This window comes from Paraburkholderia sp. EB58, assembly GCF_050436665.1.
Taxonomy (GTDB): domain Bacteria; phylum Pseudomonadota; class Gammaproteobacteria; order Burkholderiales; family Burkholderiaceae; genus Paraburkholderia.
Genome location: NZ_JBNDMQ010000001.1, coordinates 230,646 through 256,053 on the forward strand (window position 1 = coordinate 230,646; position 25,408 = coordinate 256,053).

Consider the following 25,408-nt stretch of genomic DNA (forward strand, 5'->3'; position numbering starts at 1 on the left):
CCCCATGCCGTGAAACGACAGGCTCTTGCACACGGTGACGCAGACCTCGACAGCGTATTCGCGATACGGCGCGCACGATTCGTAGGACATAGCTCCTCCCGTTCGAGAAGCAAGCAAAGGTGAGGTTGAACGGCGCAACCATCATGCCAAGCCTATGCGCAATCGCCGCATAGAAAAAGGCCCATCGGGAACGATGGGCCAGCCTTTCATCCGGCATTAGTCTCGGCGCGCAGGCCGTTGGTTGACGTCGGCAGTTCCTCGTCCGTGGTTGTATTGCCGGCGCACTTTTTATCGATCCACATAATTGCCCATCGGTGCGCAAACTGGACCGCTTCATCCTCGCCGTCGAACCATGCCAGATCGCGTCCAACATGCATTTCAGAGTCTCCTTCACTATCAGGCGATGCTCTAGTTAGTCGCGCGCGGGCAAAGAATTTTCCAAGGGAAAAATCCGGCGTCGCATCGATGTTCCAGCCGCCATATTCGTACTGCATGATTACCTCCAATACTCAGACTAATCGAGATTCGAAAAGAAAAAGCATGGATTCGTCACGTCTTGATCGCTATAGCCTCCTTGGGCAGTTTCGTCCTAGTGGGTAGAGTTGCGGGCGTACAGCATGTCGCTTCCGCTCCGCCGATTTCGTTATAGTCGTTCCGACGGCGGACGCCAATGGTTTGCTGGTGAGGGTGTTCGCCTTGATGCCTGCCCATGGTTTCGTGCACGTGCTGCCCTCCCGCCGAGCGGTGCGCGCCACACGGGGCTGACGGGAGCGCCGTCGGGCGGGAAAGGTCATAGCCATAGTGGAGGCGGTGCGCAGGAGATTACATGAACCCAGTTCCGATCTTTCAGCTTTATTAAAAACACTGGAGCCGGTGCTTAACCCGGGCATCTTTGCGTTTGCTTCGGTTAAGGACGGTCGTGTCATTGACCCAGCGGTCATCGTTGCGTCAATCCGAGAGCCGGAGGGCTTGTCGGTCATTACGAGTGAGGCGGACGCGGAAATCGCCGGTTTGAATGTGTTGTTCAAATGTGCCTGGATTACGTTGACCGTGAATTCAGCCCTCAATGCGGTGGGGTTGACCGCAGCATTCGCCACGGCACTAAGCCAGTCCGGCATCAGTTGTAACGTGGTGGCGGGCGCGTACCACGATCATATTTTTGTTCCTCTCGAATCGGCGCAGGGTGCGATGCGGGTACTTCATCAGTTGCAAACTAATGGAGGCATCGCGTAACAACGAGCAAATAATACGTTGCCTCATGAAAGCGCTACGGACAACGTTATAGTCAAGGGTGCAACACTCGTGACCCAGGACGGAGAACAGACGGATGAGCCACCTCATCATCGCCCTGATTGTGTTTGTGTGCGTATTCGGCAGCGCGCTGCTTGGGCTGTACTTGCGCACCGTGTTGCCGGAACACCACCTTAGCGAAGAATCAATCGGCGTCGTAAAACTGGCGACCGGCCTCATCGCTACAATGGCCGCGTTGGTGCTTGGCCTGCTGATCTCGTCAGCGAAAACCCAATTGGATACGGCAAACGCGGATATCGTCCGCAATGCCGCAAGCATGGTTAGCCTCGATCGCGAACTCTCCGAATATGGGCCGGAAACGCAGGAGATACGTGCGTTGCTTAAACGTGACTACACCACCACGTTGCAGATACTGGCGTCCGGTGACCCCTCGCAGTTTGCAGAACTCAGCAGCTCAGAGGGGGCCAACCGGGTCGAAGACCTGCAGCGTAAGCTGAAAGCCCTTTCGCCGCGCACTGAGGAACAGCATCAGAGCCAGGCGCATGCAATCCAGATTATCAATGACCTGTCCGCGGCGCGCTGGCTGGAACTGCTAGGGGCGAAGGGTGCAATCCCCTCGCCCCTGCTGGTCGTTCTGGTGTCGTGGCTGGCCATGATCTTCGGCACGTTTGGCCTCTTTACCCACCGCAATGGGACGATCATTGCAGTCCTCGTGATGGGCGCGTTGTCGACTTCTGAGGCGATTTTTCTGATCCTGGAAATGAATACGCCACTTAGTGGCGTGATTAGAATCTCGCTGCAACCAATGCGTGACGCGGTCGTTCTTCTTGGTCGGTAGATGCAATTGACGTCGCAGACTTAGCGGTCGGACGATCCCTCACAGCGCTGGCGCCACTCCCGCCGATGTTCGCTGTATGGCTTGGGGTGGTTGCCCAAATGCGCGAAGAAAAAACGGCATCATCGCATCCAGCCATGACTCGTAACCCTAACTGGCCGTAGCCGCCACATTGGCCCGCGCCTTATGCAATTTTTTGTAGCTGTCGATCAGGCGGCGGTGCCTATCGAGACCCTCCAGTTTCATACTCGTTGGCGTGAGCCCGAAGAAGCGCACGCTGCCGTCCACTGCCCCCATTACCGCGTCCATCCGAGCGTTGCCAAACATCCGACGGAAGTTGACCGCGTAGTCGTCCAGTTCCAGGTCGTCATCGAGCAGCACCTCCAGCACCACATTCAAGGCCTGGTAAAACAATCCGCGCTCGACCGTGTTGTCGTTGTACTGCAGGAAGGCTCCTACCAGCTCTTGCGCCGCCTCAAATTGCTGCAAGGCGAGATGAATCAGCAGCTTCAACTCGAGAACTGTTAGCTGCCCCCAGTCCGTATTCTCGTCAAATTCGATGCCGATCAAAGTGGCGATATCGGAGTGCTCGTCCAGCTCACTGTTCTCCAACCGCTCAAGCAGTGCTGCCAGGCCGGCATCGTCCAGTCGATGCACGTTCAAAATATCGGCGCGGAACAACAGCGCCTTGTTTGTGTTATCCCAGATCAAATCCTCTACCGGGTAGATTTCCGAATAATCGGGCACCAGAATCCGGCAGGCTACGGCACCCAACTGGTCATACACCGCCATGTACGCCTCTTTGCCCATGTCTTCGAGAATGCCGAACAAGGTTGCGGCTTCCTCGGCATTGGAGTTTTCACCCTGGCCAGAAAAATCCCACTCAACAAACTCGAAATTCGCTTTGGCGCTGAAAAAGCGCCACGACACCACACCGCTGGAATCAATGAAGTGCTCAACGAAGTTATTTGGTTCAGTCACGGCGTTACTGACAAAAGTGGGCTGAGGTAAATCGTTCAGGCCTTCAAAACTACGCCCCTGCAGCAATTCCGTCAGACTCCGTTCCAGCGCCACCTCGAAGCTTGGATGCGCGCCGAACGAGGCAAAGACACCGCCTGTGCGCGGGTTCATCAAGGTGACGCACATTACCGGGTAGGTCCCACCCAGCGACGCATCCTTTACCAGCACCGGAAAGCCCTGCTCTTCCAATCCCTGAATCCCGGCCAGAATGCCAGGGTATTTCGCCAGCACTTCGTGCGGCACATCAGGCAATGCGATTTCACCTTCCAGTATTTCGCGCTTTACCGCCCGTTCGAAAATTTCGGACAGACATTGCACCTGCGCTTCGGCGAGCGTATTGCCGGCACTCATGCCATTACTGACGTACAGGTTTTCGATCAGGTTGGACGGAAAATACACCACTTCGCCGTCCGACTGCCGCACAAACGGCAACGAACAGATACCGCGCTGCACATTGCCGGAGTTGGTGTCGTACAGATGCGAGCCACGCAACTCGCCGTCGGGGTTGTAAATCTCGAGGCAGTACGCATCCAGAATCTCAGCCGGCAGCGCATCCTTACGGCCGGGCTTGAACCAGCGCTCGTTCGGGTAATGGACAAAATCCGCGTTGGCGATGTCTTCGCCCCAAAACGCACCACCATAGAAATGGTTGCAATTCAGGCGCTCGATAAATTCGCCCAACGCGGACGCCAACGCGCTTTCTTTGGTCGCTCCCTTGCCATTGGTAAAACACATCGGCGAGTGCGCATCGCGGATATGCAGCGACCACACATTGGGAACGATATTGCGCCACGAAGCGATTTCAATCTTCATGCCCAAGCTCGCCAGAATGCCCGACATATTGGCGATGGTTTGCTCCAACGGCAGATCCTTGCCCGCAATATAGGTGCTGGAGTCAGAAGCCGGTTTCAACGTCAGCAAGGACTGAGCATCGGCATCCAGGTTCTCTACCTCTTCAATTACAAACTCGGGTCCGGCTTGCACCACTTTTTTGACCGTACAACGGTCGATGGAACGCAAAATACCCTGGCGGTCTTTGTCGGAGATGTCCGCCGGCAACTCAACCTGAATCTTGAAAATCTGTTGATACCGGTTTTCCGGATCAACAATATTATTCTGCGACAGCCGGATATTTTCGGTGGGAATATTGCGAGTTACGCAGTACAACTTCACAAAGTAAGCTGCACACAAGGCCGATGAGGCCAGAAAATAATCGAACGGACCCGGCGCCGAGCCATCGCCTTTATAACGGATAGGCTGGTCGGCCACTACCGTGAAGTCATCGAACTTGGCTTCAAGACGTAGCTTATCGAGAAAGTTGACTTTAATTTCCATGGGGAAATTCCAAAAATGGTGCTCAAAACAAAATATAAAGCACTGTAAAAAAACGGCGTTTTAATAGCCAATCAACCAGCGAATGATGTTTCCTAGCGGGAATTCTACCCCACTCCAATTAGCAACTACCTGCCGCAAACCTAACGCCAGGCCGCGCGCGGGTCCCGTTGCGCCCACCGGCACCGTCGGGTCGCGCCCTTCCCCGGCGCGATGAGCCCTGAACCGCCATCAGAGCTTCTCCAACCGCAACGACGACTTTTAAGGTACAACCGCCACTCGCTTTACTGAGTCGGCCGGCGGCCGATCCGGGTACCAACCTCATCGATGTACACGTGGGGCGTCTGCGCAAGAAGGTCGACGTACCTGGCGAGCGTCCGCTGATCCGCACCATTCGTGGTTCCGGCTATCTGTTCGGTTGACACGCAGGCGCGCCCACCGGTACCCCCTCTCCTCTGATCGAGCGCCTGCGCGAGGACGCGCACGATGGGGCCTCCGGCAGACAGCAGCGCTCAGATAGGCGGACAGCGTCGGCTCTCACGCGCCGTTGACCGCATCCTTGAACGCCTTGCCGGTAGCGAACTTAACAGTCTTCTCGGGGGGGATCTGGATTTCAGCGCCGGTTGCCGGGATCCGGCCCAACCGCGCGGCTCGGGCCCCGGTCGGAAACGAGCCGAAGCCGATCAGCTGAACGGTGTCGCCCTTCTTCACCGCGCCGGTAATCGTGGCGATCAACGCATCAACCGTCTCGGCGGTGACAGCCTTGCTGTTGCCGATTGTTGGGGCGATGGCATCCACAAGACATGGAGAACTGTGAGAACGCTTGCGAGCGTTCCGGCGGAAGGCAGCAGGAGTCGAACCTACCAGAGAGTGTCTGACACCCCCTACTGGGTTTGAAGCCCAGCCGCACCACCAGATGCGAATGCCTTCCTTCGTAAGAAGCGGAGCCGGCGAGGATGCCGTCAAAGCGCCTCGAGCAAACGGCTGTCAGCGCGTACGAGGCGAAGGTCGCGCTGAAACCGAGTATACCCAACGCGGTCGAAGAACTCCAAAATCTGGATCGCACGTTTGCGCCCCAGGCCGCTCGCGTCGCGGAACGCAGATGCCCCTAGCGCGCCATCGTGTTGTCGCGCAAGCGCGGCCACGAGTCCCGCCAGTTCGCGCACCACGTCAGGGCGATAGAAAAGATCCCGCACCACCTGATAGACCTCGCCTCGCCGCGCGAGCTTGCGCAAGAGTTGCCGTACGTTCTCTTCCGGTTCTTGCGTGGCACTTGCCAGATCGCGCACCCACGGGGGATCAAAACGGCCTTGCGCGATCAAGGGCAACAACTTCGCGGCCAGCACCTCTTCGCTCGCATCGAGCGACACCGTATGCTCCGGAAGATGCAGCCACGCGCCACTCCTCACCACCACACCCTCGCCGATCAACGCATCGACCAGCGCACGCCACAATGCCTCCGATAACAGCGGCGCTGCGATACGCCGCAAGCGTGCGGCATCGGGGCCCTGCTCGTCCGGCATCCGCGCGTGAAACTGCTGCAACGCGCTCACGATCTGCGCGCGCATCTGTTCCCAATGATCGTGTAGAACGATGACCGCATCGTCAGCAGCCTTGCCGTGCAATGCGATAGTCAGCGCCGTCTCCGGCAAACTCAACAGCGACGCAGGCAGTGCCGTCAGATGCATCAGCGTCGAGCGCAGCATGCCGCGTGGCGCCTGTTCAAGCAGCGGCTCCATAGTGCGCTCGTCGAGCCACGTCCGCAGCGCATCGAGCCACGCGCGCCGCTCGGGCGTGCGACGCTTGCGCGCCGGACCGAACGGATCGAGCACGCGGCCACCGGCGACGGTGCGTGTCGCCTGTGCGTTACGTACGATGAAACGATCGCCCGGCAATGCGCAGACCGGCGCATCGAACACGAGTTGCACGCGCGCCGCCTCGCCCGCAGACAGTCTATCGCCCTCCAGCAATGCCACATGCGCGACCCGATGCGTGGTACCGATATGCACATGCACCGGCGCCCAGTGCTGGAGCGTGAGCCCAGCATCGGCCAATAGCGTGAGCTCGACATCGAGCCGCTCCGACGATTCAGCCAGCTCCGCATCGACGATCCAGTCGCCACGTGCGATCGCGTCCTTGTCGATGCCTGCAAGATTGAGTGCGCAGCGCTGTCCAGCATGTCCCGTCTCCGCGGCGCGATTCTGAGCGTGAATGCTGCGCACGCGCACCGGCGTCGCAGCCGGGGCCAGCATCAATGTTTCGCCCGTCGTCACACGTCCGGCAAACACGGTGCCGGTTACGATCGTGCCTTGTCCGGCCAGCGTAAAGACGCGATCGATCGCGAGACGAAACAGCCCGTCGTCGCGGCGCGCATGCCATCGCAGCGCCGCTTCGTGCAGATAGGTATCCAGTCGTTTGACACCCGGATCGTCGGGCTGCGTCGCGTTGGTTTCGAACAGCGGCGCGTCGGCTAGTGGAGTCAATGCGAGCCACGCCTGAATTTCCCCGCGCACTTGCGCAAGCCGCGCCGCGTCGACGCGGTCGGTCTTGGTCAACGCCACGGCGCCGTGGGTCACGCCAAGCAGTTGCAGGATCGCCAGGTGTTCATGCGTTTGCGGCATCACGCCATCGTCGGCGGCGATCACCAGCAAGGCGAAGTCGATCCCACACGCGCCCGCGGCCATCGTGTGCACCAGTTTTTCGTGGCCGGGTACGTCGATCACGCCCAGCACATCGCCGTTTTCTAGCGGGGTGTACGCGTAGCCTAGTTCGATCGAAATGCCGCGCGCTTTTTCTTCCTTGAGCCTGTCCGTATCGACACCCGTCAACGCACGCACGAGGGTCGTCTTGCCATGATCGATATGGCCGGCGGTGCCGACGATCATGCGTGCACCTTTTCACATTGCGCGAGGAAAGCGGCTTCATCCGTTGCTTCGAGACAGCGCAGATCGAGTCGCAGCGCATCGTCAGCGATGCGACCAATAACCGGGCGCGGCAATTCACGCAACGCTTTCTCGAGCTTCATCAAGGCCCGGCCATTGCGCTTGCCCGTTGCGTGACGCACGACGAGTCCATAGCTCGGCAGTTGTTCAACGGGCAACGCGCCGCTGCCGATCTGGCTGAGCATCGGTTCGGCGCTCACCGTGAAGTTCTCCCCTAGCGCGCGCTGCAAGATAGGCAAAACACGTTCGGCAAAGACCCGCATTTCGGCGGCTGGACGCGTCAGCAGACGCAGCGTCGTCAAGCGTTCGCGCAGAAATTCGGGAGCCTGATAAAGACGCAAGACGGGCTCGAGCGCCGCGAGGGTGAGCTTGCCGACCCGCAGCGCGCGTTTCAGCGGATGCTTCTTGATCTTGCGGATCAATTCCGCGCGCCCGACGATCAGCCCGGCTTGCGGACCGCCCAACAACTTGTCGCCGCTAAAGGTCACGAGGTCAGCGCCGGCGACCACGGTCTCGCGCACGGTCGGCTCTCGCGGCAGACCCCACTGCGCGAGATCGACGAGCGTGCCGCTGCCCAGATCCACCCCGACCGGCAAGCCGTGCTGTTGTGCGAGGGGCGCCAGTTCATCGAGCTCGACGCTCTTGGTGAAGCCGCTGATTGCATAGTTGCTGCAATGGACTTTCATCAGCATCGCGGTACGCGGGCCGATCGCCTCCTCGTAGTCCTTCAGATGCGTTCGATTAGTAGTGCCGATCTCACGCAACCTCGCGCCCGCACGGGACATAATGTCAGGAATGCGAAACGCACCGCCAATCTCGACCAGTTCGCCGCGCGACACGATCACTTCCTTTTTCGAAGCCAGTGCCGACAGCGCCAGCAGCACAGCCGCCGCGTTGTTATTCACCACGGTGGCCGCTTCGGCGCCGGTCAACTCGCAGATGAGGTCGTCGATCAGATCGTCGCGGTCGCCGCGGCTGCCGGACGCGAGATCGAACTCCAGGTTTGCAGGACGCGTCAATGCCTCGACGACGGCGCTCACAGCTTCGTCCGGCAACAATGCACGGCCAAGGTTGGTGTGCAGCACGGTGCCGGTGAGATTGAACACGGTACGCAGATGGCTTTGTGTACGCTGCGCCAGCAGAAGGGCCGCTTGCCCGGCGATATGGGATTCGTCGCAGACAGCGGCTGACGGAATGCCCGCACGCGACGCAGCGCCCGCCTGAGAAACGGTGGGCGTCTCGGCGTGGGCCGTGATACGGGCATGGAGGCCGATCGTGAGGTGCGTCTCGCCTGGCCCGGCAGTTTGCGACCCTGTCTTCGCAGCGGTATGCGCTTGCGTCGTCACAGCGCGGTGAGATTCGCCCAGCACTGCCGCGGCGGTTTGCAGTTCGCAGCGCAGCGTGTCGAGGGCGGCACGGACGGCGGCGAGGACCTGGGTGCGACCATATTCGGCCAGCAACGGCTGCACGGCCAGTGATGACATCACCCGTTCGACGGCTGGCACGCGCGCCAGCAGCGCGTTCAACTGATTCCCCTGCACTTCGCTCACGCGGCGTTTCTCCTGCTTATGCGTCCGATGGCACTTCGGGCCACAGTAGCGGATTGGGACCGCTGCGCTGATAGCCTGCTTCGTTCATTAACAGATCGAGTGTGAGGCTCGCGAGGTCATCGGCGAGCGGTTCGAACTCGAAATCTTTCTCCTGATAGCCGATCTTGCGATACGTATGGCATTCATCGCAGGACTCGGCCTTGAGCGCTACGCTGCCGCCGTCGATGCCATGATAGGCGATCCCTTTGGTCGAATCGCAATTCGAGCACTTGACGCGGACGAGATGCCATTCATTGGCGCACAGACCGCACTGCAGATAGCGATACCCTTCATACTGGCCGCCGATGCGCACGACGCTGGCGACGGGCAGGCTACCGCACACGGGACAGACGCCGGGCGTGTCGAGATAGGGAATATCGCGCGAATCGAGCCGGCTCGCAAGATCGGTCCAGACGACCTGGAGAGCCGCCATGATAAACGGCGCGGTGGCGGGATTGACTTCGCTGTAGCGGTGGGCCAGGACTGCGTCGGCCTGAGTCTCCAGTTCTTGCGGGGTTTTTAGGCGCAGGGCGTCGAGGACGTTGCCAAGGGCGGGGGTGACGGCGCCGGCGGCTTCGACTTTGTCTACCAGACGGTAGAGGATGTCGCGCCAGGCCGGATCTCGGTCCGGGGAGAGTGCCGGTACAAGCGGCATGGAGTTTTGTTGGGCGGTTTCTATTGCCTCTGGCGGTGGTTTTTTTGCTTCGAAGCTTGCTGCCAGGTGATGCTGGGCGTCGGCTACTGTTGACATTAGTCTGATGTAGCCACTTATCGCGTTGCCGTCTGCCAGGTGTTTTAGTCGCGCTGCGCGGGCCGCAAAGACCGTTGCCCGTTCGGGCAGGCGGATGCGCGGGATCGCTGATTGGTCCAAGGATTCTATCTGCGATGGGTCCAGGATTTTTTGGGTCATCATGGGGCCTTTTTTGGTCTGTGCTGCGCACGCTGGGGTTTTTTGCGGTTTGTTGCCTTGCAGGCGGCTTGTTGGGTTGTGTTTCTACGGCGTTGGCCTTTCCTTGCATTGCTATCGGTCTGGTCAGGTTTGCTTTTGGCTGTCTGCCTACGGCGTTGGCCTTTCCTTGCTTTGTTATCGCTCTATTAGCTTCGCCCCTGTGCGGGGCGGCACCTACTTTCTTTGCCGCCGCAAAGAAAGTAGGCAAAGAAAACGGGCTGCAACCGCCAGCCCTTAGTGAGCCATCTCGGTCTTCGACCGGGAACGGCCCAAGACGAGACCTGCCCTCGCACCACATCTCCGTTCGTGACAAAGCACTCATCCGTTCCAGCGTCGCGCTTCGCGCCCCGCCGTTGGGCATAACACCGCGTTCAAATGCTGACGTTACTCCAACTTCCTCGGTTTCCCTAGCAAACCCATCCGCGACGCACGGAGTGCGGAGTGGGGCGGATGAGTGCTTTGTCACTAACGTGATTAATGCGAGGGCACGTCTTGTTTTCGGACCACTCCGGATTAATTTGAGTGGTGGACACTTATAAGCTGGCGGTTTGAAGCCCGCTTTCTTTGCTTACTTTCTTTGCGGCGGCAAAGAAAGTAAGTGCCGCCCCGCACAGGGGCGAAGCTAATAGACCAATATAAAATCAAGGAAAGGCCAACGCCGTAGGCAAACAACCAAAGAAAACGCCAATCAAACCGGTAAGAAATCAAGGAAAGCCCAACGCCATAAAAAAGACCACCAAAAAAGAGCCGCCGGCAAGGCAAAAATCAAACCATTATTTAACACTCTCCCGAAACCACTTAGGATGATGCTTCCTGGCCCACCCCAGCGTAACAGTCCCCCGCACCATAGCCCCAACAGACCCTTTAATCCAGATCGCGGCATAAATATGCACAACAATTCCAACAATCAAAACAAACGCAGCAGTAGCATGCACAACCGCCGCTAGGCGAATCACCCCGATGGGAAAATAAACAGAAAAATACCGCCGCCAAATAACCACCCCACTGCAAAGCAATAAAATCAAACACAGCACCATAGTAAAGAACAACAACTTCTGCCCAGCGTTATACCTCCCAATCTCAGGCAAATTCTCCTCGCGATTAGCGAGTACATCATCAATCTGACGCAGCCACTGCACATCATCCCGATCCAGATAATTGTGATGCCAGAACCGCACCGCAAGAATAAAGAACGATACAAACATCACCACACCCACAAACGGATGCAAAATCCGTGTCCACTGTCCGCCGCCAAACAACGCCGTCAGCCAGAACATCGAGGGATGAAACAGCGCCAGCCCAGACAACGCCAACAGCACAAACGTAATCGCCGTGATCCAGTGATTCGTCCGCCCATTCGGCGTGTAGCGCACAATCAGATTCGGGTCATTTGAGTTCATCGCTCTGCTCCTCGCGTTCGCCCCTGATGCGTCGCGCTTCATCCCGCGCCGCCAGTTCGTCCTCTTCCGTCACCTCGTTCGGTCCGATCCGCGTGTAATGGAAGAACCCCGATAGCGCTGCCAGTGCAATGCCCGCCACCGCCAGCGGTTTCGCAATCCCCTTCCACAAGCGCACCATCGGGCTGATGCGCGGGTTGTCCGGCAAGCCGTGGTACAACGACGGTTGATCCGCGTGATGCAATACATACATCACATGCGTGCCGCTCACGCCCGGCGGGTCGTACAGCCCCGCGTGCTCAAAGCCGCGCTCCTTCAGGTCCTCGATGCGCTCCGCCGCGTGCTGCTTCATGTCCTCCTTGGTGCCGAAGACGATCGCGCCCGTCGGGCACGTCTTCACGCAGGCCGGCTCCTGCCCTACCGCAACCCGGTCGGAACATAGCGTGCATTTGTACGCTCGCTTGTCCGTCTTTGAAATGCGCGGCACGTTGAACGGGCAGCCCGTCACGCAATAACCGCAGCCGATGCAGTTTTCCTCATGGAAATCCACGATACCGTTCGTGTACTGCACGATCGCGCCCGGCGATGGACACGCCTTCAGGCAGCCCGGGTCCTCGCAATGCATGCAGCCATCCTTGCGGATCAGCCATTCGAGGTTGCCATTCGGGTTTTCGTACTCGGAGAAGCGCATCACCGTCCACGAATGCTCAGTGAGATCCAACGGGTTGTCGTACACGCCGTGGTTGATCCCCACCTCGTCGCGCAGATCGTTCCACTCCATGCACGCCGTCTGGCACGCCTTGCAGCCGATGCATTTGCTGACGTCGATCAGCTTCGCCACAGTGCCGGTCACAGGCTCGCGCACAGCCGGTGGCTGCACCGTCGTGGCCGAGAGGCGCTTGATATCCAATGATTGCAGTGCCATCGAGCCTCCCTAGGCCTTCTCGACCTTCACCAGGAACGACTTGAATTCCGGTGTCTGCGAATTCCCGTCGCCCACGACCGGCGTCAGCGTATTGCTCAGGTAACCCGGTTTCGTCTGCCCTTTGAAGCCCCAATGCAGCGGAATGCCGACCGTCTGCACCTTCTTGCCGTCGATCATCAACGGCTTGATGCGTTTGGTCACCACCGCCACTGCGATCAGGTAGCCGCGGTTGGACGAGACCTTCACGCGGTCGCCCGCCACCACCCCCACTTCCTTCGCGAGGTCCTCGCCAATCTCGACGAACTGCTGCGGCTGAATAATTGAATTCAGCCGTGCATGCTTGGTCCAGAAGTGGAAGTGCTCAGTAATACGATACGTGGTCGCGGTATGCGGGAACTCCGGCGCCTTGCCGAAGGCCGCCCGGTCGTCCGGAAACACACGTGCGGCCGGGTTGCTGGTCGCTTGCGCGTTCTGCGGATGCAGCGGGTTATAGCCAAGCGGAGTCTCGAACGGCTCGTAATGCTCGGGGAACGGCCCTTCGTTCATCTCGTCGCGGGCGAAGAAACGCGCCACGCCTTCCGGGTTCATGATGAATGGCCCCATGCCGTTTTCAGGCGGCTCGTCCACCTTAAAATCGGGAATGTCCGCCCCGGTCCAGGCCGACCCGTTCCAGCAAATCAGCTTGCGGGTGGGATCGAACGGCTTGCCGCTCAGATCGCACGACGCGCGGTTGTAGAGAATCCGCCGGTTGACGGGCCACGCCCATGCCCAGTTGAGCGTCTGGCCGATACCCGTCGGGTCGTCGTTGTCGCGCCGCCCCATCTGGTTGCCTTCCTCGGTCCATGCGCCGCAGAAGATCCAGCAGCCGCTCGAGGTCGAGCCATCGTCCTTCAGTTGGGCAAAGCTGGCGAGCTGCTGGCCCTTCTTCACCAGCACCCTGGTCGGGTCCTTCGCGTCGGTCAGGTCGGTTACGGCCTTGCCGCTGTATTCCATCGCCAGTTCTTCCGGCGTCGGGCTCTCCGGGTTCGCGTACGGCCAGTCCAGCTTGACGATCGGATCGGGGAATTTGCCGCCGTGCTCCTGGTACGCCTTGCGCATACGCAGGAAAATCCCGGACATGATCTCCAGGTCGCTCTTTGCTTCGCCCGGGCCCTCCACGCCCTTCCAGTGCCACTGCAACACGCGGCTCGAACTCACCAGCGAACCGCGTTCCTCCGCGAACAAGGTGGTGGGCAGCCGGAACACTTCGGTCTGGATCTTCGAGGCGTCGACGTCGTTATAGTCGCCGTGGTTCTTCCAGAACTCGGCGGTTTCGATGGCGAGCGGGTCCATCACCACGAGCCACTTCAGCTTGCTCAGCGCCGAGCTGGTCTTCGCCTTGTTCGGCGAGGACGCGAGCACGTTGAAGCCCTGCGCGATATAGCCGTTCATCTTGCCCTGATCCATCAACTCGATCGCCTGCAGCAGGTCGTATAACTTGTCGAGCTTGGGCAGATAGTCGTAGCCCCAGTTGTTGTCGGCGGTGGCGGCGTCGCCCCACCACGACTTCATGAAGCTCACGAAGAACGCGCCGTAGTTCTTCCAGTAACTGAGCTGGTTGGGCCGCAACTGCTGCGTCGCGCGCTCCTTGATGTATGCACCATAGTCCTGCTCGGCTTCCATCGGCAACGTCATGTAGCCCGGCAGCATGTTCGACATCAGCCCGAGATCCGTCAGTCCCTGGATATTCGAGTGGCCACGCAGTGCGTTCATGCCACCGCCGGCAATGCCGATATTGCCGAGCAGCAGTTGCACCATCGCGCCGGTGCGGATCATCTGCGCGCCGATCGAGTGATGGGTCCAGCCGAGCGCGTACAGGATCGTTCCGGCGCGGCCAGGCACCGCGGTGGTGGAAAGCATTTCGCACACCTTCAGGAATTTGTCCCTGGGCGTGCCGCAAACCTTCTCGACCATCTCGGGCGTATAGCGCGAGTAATGCTGTTTCAGCAGGTTATAGACGCAGCGCGGGTCCTGCAGCGTCATGTCGATCTTTGCAAAGCCGTCGTCACCGCGTTCGTAGTCCCACGAGTCTTTGTCCGGATAGGCGTGCTTCTGCGCGTCGTAGCCGGAATAGATGCCGTCGTTGAAGGCGAAATCCTGACGCACGATAAATGGGAAGTCCGTGTAGTTCTTCACGTACTCGTGCTGGATCTTGTCATTCGTCAGCAGATAGTGGATCACCCCGCCGAGGAAAACGATGTCAGTGCCGGTACGAATCGGCGCGTAGTAATCGGCCACCGATGCGGTGCGCGTAAAGCGCGGATCGACCACGATCAGCCGCGCCTTGTTATGAGCCTTCGCTTCAGCGACCCATTTGAAACCGCACGGGTGCGCCTCGGCGGCATTGCCACCCATCACCAGAATCACGTCCGCGTTCTTGATGTCGACCCAATGGTTCGTCATCGCTCCACGGCCAAACGTCGGGGCAAGACCTGCCACCGTCGGACCGTGTCAGACACGCGCCTGGTTGTCGAATGCGAGCATCCCCATACTGCGCACGGCCTTGTGCGTCAGATACCCCACCTCGTTGCTGGCGGCTGATGCAGCGAGCATGCCGGTGGTCAGCCAGCGGTTGACCTTCTTGCCGTCTTCCGTGGTTTCCACGAAGTTGGCGTCACGGTCCGCCTTCATCAGTTTCGCGATGCGGTCGAGCGCGTCATCCCACGAAATGCGTTGCCACTGGTTAGAACCGGCGGCGCGATACTCGGGATACTTCAGACGGCTCGGGCTATGAATGAAGTCGATCAGACTCGCGCCCTTCGGACAGAGTGTGCCGCGGTTGACCGGGTGATCGGGATCACCTTCAATATGGATGATGCTGGGCGTGGCGTTCTTCGCGCCGTCACCCAAGCCATACATGAGGATCCCGCAACCCACCGAGCAATACGGACAGGTGTTCCGGGTTTCAGTGGTGCGCGCCAGCTTGTACTGTCGGACCTCGGCGAGCACGGTGTCCGGCGAGAAGCCCATCAGGGCCAGGCTCGATCCGGCTAGCGTAGACGCCGTCACCTTCAGGAACTGACGCCGGGACATTTGCAGCATGATTGTCCTCGGCACGGATGTTGTGGGGGTACTTAAAAGTATAAGACGTTTCCCTTTAATGGATTCGTTGCGCCAGCACCTAGTCGGCACGGGACATACCCTGAAGCGGGAACGTCCTTGTTATAGTGATGGGCATGGTGCTTGCTGTACTTCCGTGCGGCCTGTGCCGCAGCGGCGTACAGGCGCAGAACCCCGCGCCACGATCCCGTCAAAAGACCTCATGGAAATCGACACGCTATCCGCCGACAATCTGCAACGCGCCGCCCGCCACCAGGCGTCATGGGCGATGGGCGCTTTCAGGCAATTCGCGGAAGACCGCTGCGCGGCCATGGCTGCAAGCATCGCGTTTTATGCGGCGTTCTCGCTCGCACCCACGCTCGTCATGGTGATCGCCGTGGCCGGCTGGTTCTTCGGCGCCCAGGCGGTACGCGGCGAGTTGTTCGCGCATATACACGGCTTGCTTGGCGACGAAGCCGCCGCTGGGGTGCAGACCATCGTTTTGAACGCCCGTCATGCCGGCAGTGCCGGCGGCATCGCGGCCATTATTTCGTTCGCCTTATTGGCGATCGGCGCCTCGGCCACCTTCTCGTCGCTCAATACCGCGCTCAACATCGTCTGGCCGCTCACTGGCCCGCGCTCGTCAAGCGTGATTGCGCTGGTACGGGTGCGGCTGATTTCGTTTGGCCTCGTGCTCGGCGTGGCGTTCCTGCTGATCGTGTCGCTGGTGCTAGACACCGCCATCACCTTTATCGGCAAGTGGATCTGGGGCGACTCGCCGTATGTGGTGATCGGCAATCTATTGCAGTTGCTGGTCGCGCTGCTGGTGCTGGCGTTCGCCTTCGCCGCCCTGCTGAAATTCCTGCCCGATGCCGTGGTCCGCTGGCGCGATGCACTGGTGGGCGGAGTGGTCGCGGCGGTGCTGTTCTCGGCGGGCAAGAAACTCTTCGCTCTCTATCTGGCCCACGCGGGCATGGCGAATTCGTTTGGGGCTGCTGGTTCGCTGGCGGTGCTGCTGATGTGGCTGTACTTCTCGGCGGTAGTGTTGCTGCTCGGCGCGGAGTTCTCGGCCGCTCGCGGACGATTGCACGACCCGCGCGGCGCATGGGGGCAACTCGAAGATGCGCCGCCAGGCAGCCGCGCAAAGATGGCGTCGGTGTTCGCCGCTTCGACGATGCCTGCTTATGGGGCGCACAGTGCCGAGGCCGGTGCAAAACTGGCCGAAGCCATGGCGACCTCGACGCACGCAAGAAGCACGGGGACTGCGGCGGACATCCTGGCTAAACAATCCAACCCGGCAACGTCTGACACGGCAGCACCGTCGAGCGGCGTGCGCACGGCGGCCAGCATTGGCCGCAAAGTGATTCGGGCAGAGGACCATGTCACGCGCGCCGCCGCCTCCACGCTGCTGGAGGCCGGCCGCAAAGCCGTGGCCGCGGACCGCTATGTCAAGCGTCATCCGTGGGGATCGATGTTGCTGGCCGCCGGCGCCGCATTAGTGGTGACGGCGGTGGCCGGCCGCCTGCGCGGCGACGACGTCTCCACCCCACCCGCCGCTGATGACGCCCGTTGATGCCAGATTCGCGTCGACTACCAGGGAGAACACCCACACTCGGGCACAACTGTCCAGCACATAGAGCAACGCCGCGTTGATGTCACTGGTATGTAGGCACTTCATTTCGCGCCACCATCGTAAACAACAAAATTACATTGAACTTTCAAAAAGCTGCGCAAATGACGAATGCTGGCGCTTCCGCTATCAATGAAACAACAATAATGCGGTTTTCGGCATTCAGTGTTGTCACATCAGCAATAATCCGCTCTGACCTTGATACATAAGCGTTTTCGGCCAGTGTCACGTTTACGAGACACTCTTTTTTTTTCAGTATTACCCTTCAGACGGCCTGCGCTATTCTCCTTTCCGCAACAACGAAACCAATCATCGCGTGGAGAAATGGATGAAAAAAATCGCTCTGTCTAGCCTCTCGCTGGCGCTCATGGCCGCCGCAGGCGCAGCTCATGCTCAAAGCAGCGTTACCCTGTATGGCGTGATCGACGACTCGATCATGTACGTGCATAACGCCGACTCGAAGGGCGATAACCTTTGGCAGATGCAACAAGGCAATCTGTCGGGTAGCCGTTGGGGCATGAAGGGCACGGAAGACCTGGGCGGTGGCCTGAAGGCGATCTTCCAGTTGGAAGGTGGCTTCGATCCGAATAGCGGCAAGCTGGGTCAAGGCGGCGCTGAATTCGGCCGTCAGGCATTCGTTGGTTTGAGCTCGGATCAAGGCGGTACCGTCACATTGGGCCGTCAGTACGACCCGCTGGTTGACATGGTCCAGCCGCTGACTGGCGACAACTACGCCGAATTCTTCACGACTCCGGGCGACGTTGATAACAATGACAACAGCTCGCGCACGAACAACGCAGTCAAGTACGTGTCGCCGGTCTGGAGCGGATTCCAGTTCGAAGGCATGTATGCATTCGGCGGCGTAGCTGGCGCAACGGGTTCGGGTCAATCGTGGGCGGCAGCAGCAACGTACGGCATCGGTGCGTTCAATGTCGCTGCGGGTTACTTCCGCCTGGACAACGCGTCGACGCCGGCAGGCCGCGGCCAAACCCCGACGACACCGGCAGGCTGGGGCTCCGGCGCAACGTCGGGCGCCACGTTCGACTCGATCATCAACAGCGGCTACGCATCGGCGAAGTCGATCGGTATCGCCTCGGTTGCAGCGCAATACGTGACGGGCCCGTTCACGGCCAACATCCGTTACAGCAATGCACAGTACAAGCCTGACGCTTACTCGGGCTTCGGTTCGACTGAGCGCTACAACGTTGGCGCCGCGTTCCTCGGCTATCAGGTTACGCCGGCTGCACAGCTGGGTCTGGGTTATGAATACACGCACGGCGCTGGCGACACGTCGGCAAACTACAACCAGGTCTCGTTGGGCGCGGACTACAACCTGTCCAAGCGTACGGACGTGTATCTGATGGGCGTATATCAGCACGCAAGCGGCACGCAGCGCGTCAACGCAACGACGACGCAATCGGCAGTCGCCAGCGCAGCCGACTACGGCTTCTCGTCGGACGGCAGCTCGCAGGAAATCGCTGCACTCGGTATCCGTCACAAGTTCTAATTGACTTGACGGACAGCTGAAGCAGGACGCTGTCAAAAGCCAGCCACAGGCACTAGCCGGTGGCTGGCTTTTTTATTGGTGGTGGGGATTTCTTCGGTGTTAGCGGACTTCGTGCTCGGCTCCCGTGCCTTCGTTCGCCACGCCGCCTGTAGCTCAGCCCGTCACTGCGCCACGTCGACGAATAGCAGACTCGCGTCCGCCGGGGCTCGCGCCGTCCATCAGCGTGCGCACCTCATCAATGTTCTTCTGCGCCCGTGCCGCAATCCCAGAGTTGGCGCCCGCGGCCTGCTCCAACCGTTCCCAGAACTGGATGGCATGTGTGTAATCACGCCTGTCGAGCGCTGCCGATCCAGCCAAAGCCAAGGCCTTCAGATTCGCGGGATCGAGCGCCAATGCAGCCTCGATGCTTTGCCGCGACTCGCCGTTCAGATCGCCGCCATTTGCGCTCGCCTGCGCATCCGCGTAATCCGCCAGCAATTGCGCATCTCGCGGATTCAGGCTCAACGCTCGCTGGTAAGCCATGACGGCGTCGTCCGCACGGCCCAGCGTCGCGTAGGAGCGTGCCAGCATGGTCCAGTCTTGCACGTCGCCAGGTTGCCGTTGCAGTCTGGCCGCAAGCCGCCCCACCATCATCTCGAGTGACTCCTGGATGGCAGCATGATTATCCGCGGCCACGGCGTAGCTGCCTCCTTGCACCGCGACTGCAAGGGGCTCGCCGAGCTCGATGTATAACGCCAGCGCCGCCGTCGGCAGCAGTGCCAGCAGCACGGCGGCAGTGCCCATGCGATGCGCCACGCGAGCAAATCCGGCGGCACCGTTCACAGGCCCGGCCGGCACGTCAGTGCCAGTGCCAGTGCCAATGTCATCCGCATCCTCCGCGAGGCGCCGCTCAAGCTCGCGTTGGGCTTCACTGCGGTGTTGCGCGGACAGATGTCCCGCTTTGAACTCGCGCTCGACTTCACCCAGCTCTGCGCGATAAATTGCCACCGCGAGCGCGGTGCCGTTGCGCCCGGCAGATGCGTGATCGTCGAGCGTCGTGCGACGCAGCAACGGCACGATGACGCTCGCCAGCGCCCCGATCACCATCAATGCTGCAATCAGGGACAACGTCATCATCGCCGGGGGCCCTCCTCGTGGGATGCGAGCCAGGCATCCATACGGCGCCGCTCGTCTTCGTTAAGCCCGCGCACCGGCAAACCGCGGCGGCGCAGGATCGTGCCCAGGAGAACGCCGGCGCCCGCCGCCAGTACCGCAAACGGCCCAAACCACAGCGGCCAGGTGACGGGCTTCAGCGGCGGCCGGTACAGCACGAAATCGCCGTAACGGCGCACCATGTACGCCTGCACCTGCTCATCAGTGGCCCCTTGCCGGACCTGCTCGCCGATCTTGTCGCGCAGATCGGCGGCCAATTCCGCGTTCGAATCCGCCAGGCTCTGGTTCTGGCACACGAGGCAGCGGAAACTCCCCGCGAGATGGCGCACGCGGGCTTCGTCATGGAGATCGCGGTCGGATGGCGCGGTGGCGCCTGCGCTCGCGCCCGTGCCACTCAACGCAACAAGACACAGCAGCGCCACCGTCCAGCGCACCGGCAATCTGTCTGGATGGCTAACCATTGAGTCCCTCATGCTGCAAGCGCTTGACGAGCGGCACAATCACGCCATCAAGCGAGTCGCGGGTCAGCGGCCCCGCCTGGCGGTAACGCACGATCCCCGCCCGGTCGATCACGAAGGTCTCGGGCACGCCATACACGCCATAGTCGATACCCGTCTGCCCGCTGCGATCGACAATCGAGGCCTGATACGGATTGCCCGCCATGGCGAGCCACTGCAACGCGGGCTCGCGCTCATCCTTGTAGTCCATGCCGTAAACCGGCGCGATCCCGAGCGCGGCCAGGTCGAGCAGCAGCGGGTGTTCGTCCCGGCACGACTCGCACCAGGACGCCCACACGTTCAGGATCCACACCCGGCCGCGTAGCGCTTGCGACGAAAGCCGTTCGTTCGAAGCCTGCAGGGTGGGCAAATCGAAGAACGGCGCAGGCTGGCCGATCAACACAGACGGCAGACGGCGCGGATCGTGCGTGAGACCGGCAGCTAGCACGACTACCAGCACGGCAAAGGCCATCAGCGGAAGCAGAAGGCGTTTCATCGGCCGTCCTCGCTGACAGGGTGGCGCTGCGTATCGGAGGTTTCGCTCGCGCGCAGCGTGCGCCGCGCCGGCATCAAACGGTAACGCCGGTCGCCGGCGGCGAGCAGGCCACCCATTGCCATCAACATGCACCCGCCCCAGATCCAGCGCACGAACGGCTTGATCTGGATGCGCATGCTCCAGGCGCCGGCACCGATCGGCTCGCCCATCGCCACGTATAGATCGCGCAGCACGCCGTGGTCGATCGCCGCCTCGGTCATCGGCATCTTCTGCACGAGAAAAAGGCGCTTCTCCGGATACAGCGTCGTCGTGCGCCGGCCATCCCGGCTCACCGTGACCATCGCGCGAGTGGCGCGATAGTTCGGCCCTTCCACCTCGCGCACGCCTTCAAAACGGAACTGGTAGCCGCCGACTTCCACGGTCTCGCCTGCTCGCATCGGCACATCACGCTCGACCTGGTAACCTTTGACCAGCGTTACGCCAACGATAAACACGCCGACACCCGCATGCGCGAACCACATCCCGCAGGTCGCGCGCGGCACGCGTCCGAGCCGAACCAGCAGACCATCCTGCTCGCCGCCGATCCGTTCACGCATGCTCACCGCGACGGTCGTAAAACTCCACATCGCGAGCAGCAGGCCGAGACAGACGAGCGGCCGCCAGCTACCCAGCACGAGCGGCAGCACCAGCGCCGTGACGACGCTGATCAACGCGGCCCAGCGCAGCCGCGCAGCCAGGTCCGGCAGGCGCGCCGCCTTCCAGCGCGCGAGCGGTCCAATGCCCATCAAAAAGATCGCTGGCGTCATCAGCGGCACGAACACGCTGTCGAAATAGGGAGGCCCCACCGAAAGCTTGTCGAGCCCTAGTGCGTCGAGCACCATCGGGTAGAGTGTGCCCAGCAGCACCGAGGCCGCAGCCACCATCAGCAGCACGTTATTCGACAGCAGCAAGGCCTCGCGCGACACCGGCTCGAAGGCGGCCCCGAGGCCAATCTGCGGCGCACGCCAGGCAAACAGCAGCAACGCACCACCCACCACGAGCGCGAGAAACGCGAGGATGAACACGCCGCGGGTCGGATCGGCGGCGAACGCATGGACCGAGGTCACGACGCCGGAGCGCACGAGGAATGTGCCCAGCAGACTCAACGAGAACGCACAGATTGCCAGCAAGGCAGTCCAACTGCGGAAACTGCCGCGCTTCTCGGTGACCGCGAGCGAATGGATCAGGGCAGTACCGGCAAGCCAAGGCATAAACGAGGCGTTTTCGACTGGATCCCAGAACCACCAGCCGCCCCACCCCAGTTCGTAGTACGCCCAGCCGCTGCCGAGCATGATGCCCAGCGTCAGGAAGATCCAGGCGGCAGTGGTCCACGGGCGTGACCAGCGTGCCCACGCCGTGTCGAGCCGGCCCGACAGCAACGCCGCTATCGCAAACGCAAAGGCCACGGAAAAGCCGACGTAACCCATGTACAGCATCGGCGGATGAATCACCATGCCGGGATCCTGCAACAGCGGATTGAGATCGCGGCCCTCCATCGCCTCAGGAATCAGGCGGCTAAACGGATTTGACGTGAACAGCATGAACAGCAGAAAACCACTCGAAATCCAGCTCATCACGCCCAGCACCCGGGCGACCATCGCCACCGGCAATTGACTGCTGAAACAGCTGACGGCGACCATCCACAGAGTCAGTAGCAGGACCCACAGCAGCAGCGAGCCTTCATGGCCGCCCCAGACTGCTGTGAGCCGGTAGATGGCGGGCAGCGCGGAATGCGAGTTCTCCACCACATAGACGACGGAGAAATCGTTGTTCAGGAACGACCACGCAAGGCAACTGAACGCGATCGCCACGAAGCCGCATTGCGCGCGTGCAGCAGGCCATGCAAGCCGCATCCAGCCTTCGATGCCGCGGTGCGCGCCAAGCATCGGCAGCACGCCGGTCGTGAGCGCGAGCAGCAACGCGAGAATCAGCGCGAACTGTCCGATTTCAGGGATCAAGGCGGGCTTCCTCCATCGGTTGCGCCGATGGCCGCGTGCAGTGTCGCGCGTGCCGGACGCTCGTTGTCTCGCGCATGAAGTAGCGCGTCGCCGACTTCCGGTGCCTGGTACTTCTCATCATGTTTGGCGAGCACCTGGTCGGCGTGGAACTGGCCGTCCTCGCCCAGCGTCCCTTGCGCGACGACGCCACTGCCTTCGCGGAACAGGTCCGGCAGCACGCCGCGATAGATCACCGAAATCTCCTTGGCGGTATCCGTCACCACGAAATGCACGGTCAAGCCGTCGCCATCGCGTCTCAGCGAACCACGCTCGACGAGGCCGCCCAGGCGAAAATGGCGCGTCACCGGCATCGCCTGCGCCGCGATCTGGCTCGGGCTGACGAAGAACACCACATTGGCACGGAACGCGTTCAGCACGAGTGCACAGGCCAGCGCCACGGCACCTACGCCACCGGCGACCCAGGCGAGGCGCCGGTTCCTAGCTTTCATCAGACGAGCCTGGTGTGACCTGAGACGTGGTATCCAGCGCGTCCAATACGCACCGCTCGCCAAGCGCGCCCTGCTCGCGGCGCAGCGAGCGCACCCACCGCGCTTCGAGCGCGAGCAGCATGAAGGTGCTGGCGAGCGCCGCGCTGAGATATGGGCTGTGCGCCAGCATCGCTGCCACATTCGATAGCCCGCTCATGCCACACGCTCCTCGAATCTCGCTTCCCAAGGCGCGGCACGTTCCCGCGCCCGGATAATGACTCGCACGCGCACCAACGTAATGGCGATGGCATACGCCCAGAAGCCAAACGTCATCACGACGATGCCCCACAACATCGACGCCGTCATCGCCACGCCGCTGCCAAAGCCCAGCGAAGGCCCCTGATGCAGCGTGTACCACCATTGCACGGAAAAATAGATCACCGGAATGTTGACCACGCCGATCAGGCCCAACACCGCACAGGCACGATCCGCCCGGCGCGGCTCTTCGATGGCTGCGTGCAGCGACAGAAAGCCGATGTACAGAAACAGCAGGATCAACTCGGAAGTCAGGCGGGCGTCCCAGACCCACCAGGCGCCCCATGTGGGCTTGCCCCACAAGGCGCCCGAGAGCAGCGCGATGAAGGTGAAGAGTGCGCCGGTCGGCGCAAGCGCCTGCGCCATCATCGCGGCGAGCCGCGCGTTGAGCACGAGGCCGAGGGCGCAGTAAGCGGCCATGACGAGGTAGATGAACATCGACATCCACGCGGCAGGCACATGCACGAACATGATCCGGTAGACGTCGCCCTGAAGCGAATCGATGGGTGCGACCACGAGCCCGATCGCGAGACCCGCGAGCATCAGGACCACCGACGCCACCGCGCACCCGGGCACAAGGCGCGCGGCGAGCCGGTCGAAAGTGCGGGGAGACGCGTATCGGAACCAGTTCATGCGCGGCATAGGGATTACTCCATGGCGATTCGCAACGCCGTGGCGCTGGCCCACGGACATAGCCAGGAGCCGACGCACAACGCGGCGCCAAGCAGCGAGAAGTTCGCTTCGGACCATGCAGCCGTGGCCGCGGGATCGGCGGCGCCGACGCCGAAAATCAGCACCGGCACATAGAGCGGCAGGATCAGCAGCGCGAGCATCACGCCGCCGCCGCGCACGCCGAGCGTCAGCGCCGCGCCCATCGAGCCGATCAGGCCAAGCAGAGGTGTGCCGAGCAGCAGCGAGCCCATCAACGGCAGCGTGTCGCGCCAGCCGAGGTCATACTGCAGCGCGACGAGCGGCACGAGCAGCACCAGCGCAAGGCCGCTCGTCAGCCAGTGCGCAACGATCTTGCCCAACACGATGGCGGGCAGCGGCTGCGGCGAGAGCAGCATCTGTTCGAGCGCGCCGCTCGCGAAGTCGTGACTGAACAGGCGCTCCGCCGACAGCATCGCCGCAAACAGCGCGGTGACCCAGACGACGCCGGACGCGATCGTCTGCAGCAATCTGGGATCCGGGCCGACGGCGAGCGGAAACAGGCTCGACGCCATGACGAAAAACAGCAGGCTGCCGAACGTAACCGCGCGCCTGCGCCAGGAGAGCGCCAGTTCCCGGCGGATGATCCCCCAAGTCAATCCAGCCATGCGCAGCTCCGTTCAAGGTGCAGATGCCGGGTGAGAACGGAGGGCGTGTTCAGCAGACGGTGGGTGGTCGTCACCACAATACCGCCCTCATTCATATGGATACCCAGGCATTCATCGAACCAGTCCAATGCGCCGTCATCGAGCGCGTCTGCCGGTTCATCGAGCAACCACAGCGGCTTGCGTTCGAGGATCAACCGTGTGAGCGCGACGCGCCGGCGCTGTCCTTGCGATAGAAGGCCTACGTGCGTGTGCCGTAACGGCAGCAAACCGGCACGTGCCATCACCTCCTGCTCGGGCGGACGCGTAGCCTCGCCCCCATGACCGCACACTTGTGCAGCCCGCGCGTCCGCCCCGAGCAAGCTCGCGAAACGAAGATTTTCGAGTACCGTGAGATCGTCGCTCACGCCATTGGTGTGTCCCACAAAGGCGAGATCGTGCCGAAACCTTTCCGGATGGACGCGCACATTCGCGCCGTGCCAGCAAACCTGTCCCACTGCCGGCGGCAACAAGCCGGCCAGCACGCGCAGCAAGGTGGTCTTGCCGCTGCCGTTCGCGCCGTGGATCTGCAGCGCCCAACCCGCTTCGACGCGCAAGTCGATGCCGCACACAATCATCTGGCCGCCACGCCCCAAGCCAAGCTGTTCAGCTGAAAGCATCGCTCACCGCCATGCTGGTTGCAGTATTGGACGAAACCACCCGGACTCGCGCCATGC

The 25,408-nt window shown here is 61.2% G+C and carries 22 protein-coding genes, 1 tRNA gene and 1 pseudogene; 5 read left to right on the forward strand and 19 right to left on the reverse strand.

Going from position 1 to position 25,408, the window contains the following annotated elements; translation table 11 throughout:
- Window positions 1-206: 206 nt before the first annotated feature.
- The gene (locus P3T40_RS01055; RefSeq protein ID WP_429265826.1) at window positions 207-494 is read right to left on the reverse strand and encodes a hypothetical protein; all 288 of its coding nucleotides are present in this window, start codon (window positions 492-494) and stop codon (window positions 207-209) included.
- Between the two features lie 307 nt (window positions 495-801).
- On the opposite strand from P3T40_RS01055, the gene P3T40_RS01060 reads away from it, so the two are divergent.
- Together P3T40_RS01060 and P3T40_RS01065 are read left to right on the forward strand one after the other, a co-directional pair.
- Entirely contained in the window at window positions 802-1,233 is a 432-nt protein-coding gene (locus tag P3T40_RS01060) for an ACT domain-containing protein (protein WP_429265827.1), read from the forward strand.
- A 94-nt stretch (window positions 1,234-1,327) separates the two neighbouring features.
- Window positions 1,328-2,089: a hypothetical protein gene (locus tag P3T40_RS01065; RefSeq protein ID WP_429265828.1), complete on the forward strand. Its 762-nt coding sequence runs from the start codon at window positions 1,328-1,330 to the stop codon at window positions 2,087-2,089.
- A gap of 147 nt (window positions 2,090-2,236) precedes the next feature.
- Here P3T40_RS01065 and P3T40_RS01070 read toward each other — a convergent pair whose 3' ends face one another.
- Window positions 2,237-4,441: an OsmC domain/YcaO domain-containing protein gene (locus P3T40_RS01070; protein WP_429265829.1), complete on the reverse strand. Its 2,205-nt coding sequence runs from the start codon at window positions 4,439-4,441 to the stop codon at window positions 2,237-2,239.
- 302 nt (window positions 4,442-4,743) lie between these two features.
- On the opposite strand from P3T40_RS01070, the pseudogene P3T40_RS01075 reads away from it, so the two are divergent.
- Window positions 4,744-4,860, forward strand: a pseudogene (locus P3T40_RS01075) (winged helix-turn-helix domain-containing protein); the annotation flags it as partial.
- A gap of 115 nt (window positions 4,861-4,975) precedes the next feature.
- Here P3T40_RS01075 and P3T40_RS01080 read toward each other — a convergent pair.
- From P3T40_RS01080 to fdnG, 8 genes are all read right to left on the reverse strand, one after another.
- Window positions 4,976-5,236: an HU family DNA-binding protein gene (locus P3T40_RS01080; protein WP_429265830.1), complete on the reverse strand. Its 261-nt coding sequence runs from the start codon at window positions 5,234-5,236 to the stop codon at window positions 4,976-4,978.
- Between the two features lie 40 nt (window positions 5,237-5,276).
- Window positions 5,277-5,369, reverse strand: a tRNA-Sec gene (locus P3T40_RS01085).
- Between the two features lie 31 nt (window positions 5,370-5,400).
- Complete coding sequence (gene selB, locus P3T40_RS01090; protein WP_429265831.1) at window positions 5,401-7,323, reverse strand: selenocysteine-specific translation elongation factor; 1,923 nt, start codon at window positions 7,321-7,323, stop codon at window positions 5,401-5,403.
- A complete protein-coding gene (gene selA / locus P3T40_RS01095; protein WP_429265832.1) occupies window positions 7,320-8,930 on the reverse strand; it encodes an L-seryl-tRNA(Sec) selenium transferase in 1,611 nt (536 codons plus the stop codon). Before selA ends, selB begins: the two co-directional genes overlap by 4 nt.
- A 16-nt stretch (window positions 8,931-8,946) precedes the next feature.
- Window positions 8,947-9,879 carry a formate dehydrogenase accessory protein FdhE gene (gene fdhE, locus P3T40_RS01100; protein WP_429266116.1) on the reverse strand — a complete coding sequence of 311 codons (933 nt, stop codon included), beginning with the start codon at window positions 9,877-9,879 and terminating at the stop codon, window positions 8,947-8,949.
- An 812-nt stretch (window positions 9,880-10,691) separates the two neighbouring features.
- Window positions 10,692-11,318: a formate dehydrogenase subunit gamma gene (locus P3T40_RS01105; protein WP_429265833.1), complete on the reverse strand. Its 627-nt coding sequence runs from the start codon at window positions 11,316-11,318 to the stop codon at window positions 10,692-10,694.
- Complete coding sequence (fdxH, locus tag P3T40_RS01110; RefSeq protein ID WP_429265834.1) at window positions 11,305-12,240, reverse strand: formate dehydrogenase subunit beta; 936 nt, start codon at window positions 12,238-12,240, stop codon at window positions 11,305-11,307. Before fdxH ends, P3T40_RS01105 begins: the two co-directional genes overlap by 14 nt.
- Window positions 12,241-12,249: 9 nt before the next feature.
- Window positions 12,250-15,321, reverse strand: a complete 3,072-nt coding sequence (gene fdnG / locus P3T40_RS01115; RefSeq protein ID WP_429265835.1) for a formate dehydrogenase-N subunit alpha — start codon at window positions 15,319-15,321, stop codon at window positions 12,250-12,252.
- Between the two features lie 220 nt (window positions 15,322-15,541).
- On the opposite strand from fdnG, the gene P3T40_RS01120 reads away from it, so the two are divergent.
- On the forward strand, window positions 15,542-16,891 hold the full coding sequence (locus P3T40_RS01120) for a YhjD/YihY/BrkB family envelope integrity protein (protein ID WP_429265836.1): 1,350 nt from the start codon (window positions 15,542-15,544) through the stop codon (window positions 16,889-16,891).
- A gap of 385 nt (window positions 16,892-17,276) precedes the next feature.
- Window positions 17,277-18,455: a porin gene (locus P3T40_RS01125; protein WP_429265837.1), complete on the forward strand. Its 1,179-nt coding sequence runs from the start codon at window positions 17,277-17,279 to the stop codon at window positions 18,453-18,455.
- A 153-nt stretch (window positions 18,456-18,608) separates the two neighbouring features.
- Here P3T40_RS01125 and ccmI read toward each other — a convergent pair whose 3' ends face one another.
- Genes ccmI through ccmA form a run of 9 tightly spaced genes read right to left on the reverse strand, consistent with a single transcriptional unit; the run spans window position 18,609 to window position 25,351 of the window.
- Window positions 18,609-19,571, reverse strand: a complete 963-nt coding sequence (gene ccmI / locus P3T40_RS01130) for a c-type cytochrome biogenesis protein CcmI (RefSeq protein ID WP_429265838.1) — start codon at window positions 19,569-19,571, stop codon at window positions 18,609-18,611.
- On the reverse strand, window positions 19,568-20,068 hold the full coding sequence (locus tag P3T40_RS01135) for a cytochrome c-type biogenesis protein (protein ID WP_429265839.1): 501 nt from the start codon (window positions 20,066-20,068) through the stop codon (window positions 19,568-19,570). Before P3T40_RS01135 ends, ccmI begins: the two co-directional genes overlap by 4 nt.
- A complete protein-coding gene (locus tag P3T40_RS01140) occupies window positions 20,061-20,600 on the reverse strand; it encodes a DsbE family thiol:disulfide interchange protein (protein ID WP_429265840.1) in 540 nt (179 codons plus the stop codon). Before P3T40_RS01140 ends, P3T40_RS01135 begins: the two co-directional genes overlap by 8 nt.
- Window positions 20,597-22,597: a heme lyase CcmF/NrfE family subunit gene (locus P3T40_RS01145; protein WP_429265841.1), complete on the reverse strand. Its 2,001-nt coding sequence runs from the start codon at window positions 22,595-22,597 to the stop codon at window positions 20,597-20,599. Before P3T40_RS01145 ends, P3T40_RS01140 begins: the two co-directional genes overlap by 4 nt.
- Window positions 22,594-23,085: a cytochrome c maturation protein CcmE gene (gene ccmE, locus P3T40_RS01150; protein WP_429265842.1), complete on the reverse strand. Its 492-nt coding sequence runs from the start codon at window positions 23,083-23,085 to the stop codon at window positions 22,594-22,596. Before ccmE ends, P3T40_RS01145 begins: the two co-directional genes overlap by 4 nt.
- Window positions 23,075-23,281 (reverse strand): hypothetical protein, encoded by a 207-nt coding sequence (locus P3T40_RS01155; protein WP_429265843.1) that lies wholly within the window; start codon window positions 23,279-23,281, stop codon window positions 23,075-23,077. Before P3T40_RS01155 ends, ccmE begins: the two co-directional genes overlap by 11 nt.
- Window positions 23,278-24,021, reverse strand: a complete 744-nt coding sequence (ccmC, locus tag P3T40_RS01160) for a heme ABC transporter permease CcmC (RefSeq protein WP_429265844.1) — start codon at window positions 24,019-24,021, stop codon at window positions 23,278-23,280. Before ccmC ends, P3T40_RS01155 begins: the two co-directional genes overlap by 4 nt.
- A 5-nt stretch (window positions 24,022-24,026) precedes the next feature.
- Complete coding sequence (gene ccmB, locus P3T40_RS01165) at window positions 24,027-24,695, reverse strand: heme exporter protein CcmB (protein ID WP_429265845.1); 669 nt, start codon at window positions 24,693-24,695, stop codon at window positions 24,027-24,029.
- Entirely contained in the window at window positions 24,683-25,351 is a 669-nt protein-coding gene (gene ccmA / locus P3T40_RS01170; RefSeq protein ID WP_429265846.1) for a heme ABC exporter ATP-binding protein CcmA, read from the reverse strand. The genes ccmB and ccmA overlap by 13 nt, the downstream gene beginning before the upstream one ends.
- Between the last annotated feature and the right edge of the window lie 57 nt (window positions 25,352-25,408).

What these genes read in the sequence shown, in the direction of transcription:
- P3T40_RS01135 (WP_429265839.1), bottom strand. Translation starts at nt 20,068, where the DNA reads ATGGTTAGCCATCCAGACAGATTGCCGGTGCGCTGGACGGTGGCGCTG.
- ccmC (WP_429265844.1), bottom strand. Translation starts at nt 24,021, where the DNA reads ATGCCGCGCATGAACTGGTTCCGATACGCGTCTCCCCGCACTTTCGAC.
- P3T40_RS01140 (WP_429265840.1), bottom strand. Translation starts at nt 20,600, where the DNA reads ATGAAACGCCTTCTGCTTCCGCTGATGGCCTTTGCCGTGCTGGTAGTC.
- P3T40_RS01125 (WP_429265837.1), top strand. Translation starts at nt 17,277, where the DNA reads ATGAAAAAAATCGCTCTGTCTAGCCTCTCGCTGGCGCTCATGGCCGCC.
- P3T40_RS01055 (WP_429265826.1), bottom strand. Translation starts at nt 494, where the DNA reads ATGCAGTACGAATATGGCGGCTGGAACATCGATGCGACGCCGGATTTT.
- P3T40_RS01065 (WP_429265828.1), top strand. Translation starts at nt 1,328, where the DNA reads ATGAGCCACCTCATCATCGCCCTGATTGTGTTTGTGTGCGTATTCGGC.
- ccmI (WP_429265838.1), bottom strand. Translation starts at nt 19,571, where the DNA reads ATGATGACGTTGTCCCTGATTGCAGCATTGATGGTGATCGGGGCGCTG.
- P3T40_RS01105 (WP_429265833.1), bottom strand. Translation starts at nt 11,318, where the DNA reads ATGAACTCAAATGACCCGAATCTGATTGTGCGCTACACGCCGAATGGG.
- P3T40_RS01070 (WP_429265829.1), bottom strand. Translation starts at nt 4,441, where the DNA reads ATGGAAATTAAAGTCAACTTTCTCGATAAGCTACGTCTTGAAGCCAAG.
- fdxH (WP_429265834.1), bottom strand. Translation starts at nt 12,240, where the DNA reads ATGGCACTGCAATCATTGGATATCAAGCGCCTCTCGGCCACGACGGTG.
- P3T40_RS01120 (WP_429265836.1), top strand. Translation starts at nt 15,542, where the DNA reads ATGGAAATCGACACGCTATCCGCCGACAATCTGCAACGCGCCGCCCGC.
- fdhE (WP_429266116.1), bottom strand. Translation starts at nt 9,879, where the DNA reads ATGACCCAAAAAATCCTGGACCCATCGCAGATAGAATCCTTGGACCAA.
- ccmA (WP_429265846.1), bottom strand. Translation starts at nt 25,351, where the DNA reads ATGCTTTCAGCTGAACAGCTTGGCTTGGGGCGTGGCGGCCAGATGATT.
- ccmB (WP_429265845.1), bottom strand. Translation starts at nt 24,695, where the DNA reads ATGGCTGGATTGACTTGGGGGATCATCCGCCGGGAACTGGCGCTCTCC.
- P3T40_RS01155 (WP_429265843.1), bottom strand. Translation starts at nt 23,281, where the DNA reads ATGAGCGGGCTATCGAATGTGGCAGCGATGCTGGCGCACAGCCCATAT.
- selB (WP_429265831.1), bottom strand. Translation starts at nt 7,323, where the DNA reads ATGATCGTCGGCACCGCCGGCCATATCGATCATGGCAAGACGACCCTC.
- ccmE (WP_429265842.1), bottom strand. Translation starts at nt 23,085, where the DNA reads ATGAAAGCTAGGAACCGGCGCCTCGCCTGGGTCGCCGGTGGCGTAGGT.